This window comes from Streptomyces sp. NPDC004561, from assembly GCF_053602155.1.
In genome coordinates this window covers 1-1,333 of sequence record NZ_JBSGDB010000911.1, presented here as the reverse complement: position 1 = coordinate 1,333, position 1,333 = coordinate 1, and the positions used below count along the sequence as shown (strand labels likewise).

At 67.4% G+C, this 1,333-nt stretch carries 1 protein-coding gene and 1 pseudogene; both read right to left on the bottom strand.

From position 1 onward, the window contains the following. Nucleotides 1–200 (bottom strand): alpha-amylase family glycosyl hydrolase (locus ACWEN3_RS46630; protein ID WP_452984520.1); only part of this gene is annotated, 200 nt, incomplete at its 3' end. Further along, nucleotides 197–1,333: pseudogene (locus ACWEN3_RS46625) on the bottom strand (alpha-1,4-glucan--maltose-1-phosphate maltosyltransferase); the annotation flags it as partial. The pseudogene ACWEN3_RS46625 and the gene ACWEN3_RS46630, both read right to left, overlap by 4 nt.

Below are 1,333 nucleotides of genomic sequence, written 5' to 3'. Positions count from 1 at the left end.
CACAGGCAGTCCACGCCGAGCCACTGCAGATAGTCGAGCTTGGCGGTCAGGCCCTTCAGGTCACCGACGCCGTCGCCGTTGCTGTCCTGGAAGGAACGCACCAGGACCTCGTAGAAGACGGCGCGCTTGAACCAATCCGGGTCCCGGTCCTGGGCGGGAGTGTCCTCGAAGGTGTCCGGAACGGGCTCATTGACGATCATATTGTGGGTGACCCTCCGATCTGCGGGTTGGACGGTCGCAGGACGGTGAAGACGTGCGCGGGCCTATGGCCCGGTTCGAGGCGCACATAGTTGGCCCTGCCCCAGTAGTAGGTCTCGCCGGTGAGCTCGTCGCGCACCGGCACGGACTCGTGCCAGTCCAGGCCGAGTTGCGGCATGTCCAACGAGACCGTGGTCTCCTGGGTGTGGTGGGGGTCGAGGTTTGCGACCACCAGAACCGTGTTCGAACCGCTCCGCTTCGAGTAGGCGATCACCGCGTCCTGGTCGGCGTGGTGGAAGTGGAGGTCGCGCAGCTGGCGCAGGGCCGGGCTGCGGCGCCGGACTCCGTTGAGCCGGGTGATGAGGGGGGCGAGGGTGCGGCCCTCGTGGGCGGCGGCCTCCCAGTCGCGGTGCCTGAGCTGGTACTTCTCGGAGTTCTGGTATTCCTCGCTGCCCGGCCTGAGCGGGGTGTTCTCGCACAGTTCGTAGCCGCTGTAGATGCCCCAGGTCGGAGAGAGCGTCGCGGCGAGCACGGCGCGGACCTCGAAGGCGGGCCGGCCGCCCTGCTGGAGGTAGGCGTGCAGGATGTCGGGGGTGTTGGCGAAGAAGTTCGGCCGCATGTAGGCCGCCGCCTCGCCCGACAGCTCCGTCAGGTACTCCGTCAGCTCCTGCTTGTCGTTGCGCCAGGTGAAGTACGTGTACGACTGCTGGAAACCGATCTGCGCGAGCGTGTGCATCATCGCGGGCCGGGTGAACGCCTCGGCCAGGAAGATCACGTCCGGGTCGGAAGCGTTGATCTCCGCGATCACGCGCTCCCAGAAGACCACCGGTTTGGTGTGCGGGTTGTCGACCCGGAAGATGCGCACGCCGTGGCCCATCCAGTGCCGCAGCACCCGGACCGTCTCGGTGACCAGGCCCTCCATGTCCGCGTCGAAGGCGATGGGGTAGATGTCCTGGTACTTCTTCGGCGGGTTCTCCGCGTAGGCGATCGTCCCGTCCGGGCGGTGGTGGAACCACTCCGGGTGCTTCTGGACCCAGGGGTGGTCGGGGGAGCACTGCAGGGCGAAGTCCAGGGCGACCTCCAGGCCCAGCTTCCCCGCCTCGCCGACGAAGTGGCCGAAGTCCTCGATCGTGCC